The 2,078-nt window shown below is 36.6% G+C and carries 1 protein-coding gene; it reads right to left on the bottom strand.

From position 1 onward, the window contains the following. Positions 1-128: 128 nt before the first annotated feature. The gene (locus tag GGR28_RS18805; protein ID WP_183497382.1) at positions 129-1,967 is read right to left on the bottom strand and encodes a hypothetical protein; all 1,839 of its coding nucleotides are present in this window, start codon (positions 1,965-1,967) and stop codon (positions 129-131) included. Positions 1,968-2,078 lie beyond the last annotated feature (111 nt).

Genomic DNA, 2,078 nt, shown 5'->3' on the forward strand with positions numbered 1-2,078 from the left:
AGCCCGGCTACCACCGACTAGCTCTATAGACACCGAAATACACCAACCTTTCAGTTCTTCCTTAAACAGAACCCTCCCGCATCCTCGCCGGGTTGGCGTATGCACGGTGTTCGCTGCATTTTAATTTTTTATTTTGATATTGCTTTGACTACCCTGGAACTATCAATTAGGACATCCCTAAGAAGTATCTTGTATGGAAATTCATCGAGGGCCGACACTTGAAATGCTTTGTGGATTTCTATTAAAGCCTCTGATGTAATTAATGATAGATTAAGATCATAGTCAAGGCCACATTCATTGATAAAATCATCGGTAAATGTTGGCGCAACTATAAAAGTCTTGACAACCTTATATTTTGCATTCTCAGCAAGTGATTTATATGCCTTTATCTGTCTTGAAGCGGAGCTGTAAGTGGAAAATTTCTTGTCCTTTTTCGTTTTGCATTCGACGACAATTATCTCTTCATTTCCAAGATTAATTAATATGTCGATTTGATCCTTAGCGGTATTAAGCTTTTTCTTTAAAGTTTCATCTACATGGAGTTTTAGATCTTCAAAAATGTGCTTAGTTAAAGCTTCATATTGCATGCCTAATTCGGATTCCTTAATTCCTATATTATTGCTTCTTAAAGAGTTAACATCCCTGTTAGAAATATGAATATAGTTTTCCAAATACAGATTTTTGACATCCCGATAGTTTTCTAAAATGTTCTTTATTTCATCACCTCGAGTAGAAATGTTCTTCTGTTCGCAAAACAGCTTTATACTCTCATCATTGAGAGAATAGAGAATATCCAACGGTTTTAGGTTATGGCTCAAGAGGCTTTCTGCGTCAAGGGGCACAGAATCTTGAATCTCAAATTCTGCTCTAATTGTCGAAGCGAAATCCTTGATTGATGATTTAGCGTCCTGTAGTAATTTGTCATAACCATGAATAGAAATGCTAATATTTTCCTCCCTGTCTTTTTCATTAAGGTAGATAATAAAATTACCCACCTTGTCTTCTAATGAGGCCCCACCGATTCTATCCGAAACTTTAAGCTGTTTCTCAATGAGATCAACTACCGCCTTCTTTTTCTCCGTTTTCTTGGTTCCCGGTTTGTGTATTCCTGTAAGAAGCAACTTGGAGAACTGGATTCCTTCTGCAATTATATGTTTTGCCTTTTCTTCTTGAGAAAGCTTGAACTCAATGTTGTGCTTTCTCGCAACAAGATTTACTTGACTAGGCTTCAAAGCTTTGAGAACCCTATTATATATTTTATCGGGAACCTCTTTACCACGAATTTTTCTCAAAATTCCTACTATTTCATCTGGCACAAAAATTTGGTGAGTCTTTTTTGAATAGAAGATTACACCTGATTTTACTAACAGCGATATCAACTCGTCGATTTCAAGCTTGGCAATCGATATTACCGAGTAGTTGATGAGTTTAACCTCTTCATGGGATAAGTCCAGTCCTTCAATCAATACATTGAGGATTGATTGTTCGTCTTTAGTTACCTTCTTATCTCGATTGTTTGCTTCATCATTTAGGTAAGCAATTTCTACGCAGCTTCTATAGATATTGTAGTCTCGAACTCTATCGTCATCGCCTGAAGCTAACAGAGCTTTTAAGTCCTTGACTTTTGCTTTAATCGATTTTACTTCTTTGTCGTATAGCTTGAGAAGCCATTCTCTGCTCATCAAGGAATTGCCATCTCTAATTAAAATATCAACTAGGATGTCTAGTTGATTGGTAGTAGTTTGAAAATCCGATCGAATGCATTTCTCGTATTCATTTGAAACCAATCCAAATACACTTTCGACACTAAGGTTATCAGCATTCTTAATCTGACCGTCAATCTGGCTTAGGATTGTTTCGATCTTTTTGTAGTTCGTAGGTTTTTCGCTAATGATTTGATCAACAACTCTTAAAAAGTTATTCTTTTCAAATGTGTTGACTTGGTTTAGGATATCGGATACTCTCATTCTATGTTTTTGTCAAAGTAAGATTTTTCTCAGATCTGAGGAGGCTATCATAACCTGAAACTCATCAGAATTGCCCTTTTCCTTTGCCAGGATGCTGTCTGGTGGTATCTG

Source organism: Neolewinella aquimaris (genome assembly GCF_014197245.1).
GTDB classification, from domain to species: Bacteria; Bacteroidota; Bacteroidia; order Chitinophagales; family Saprospiraceae; genus Neolewinella; species Neolewinella aquimaris.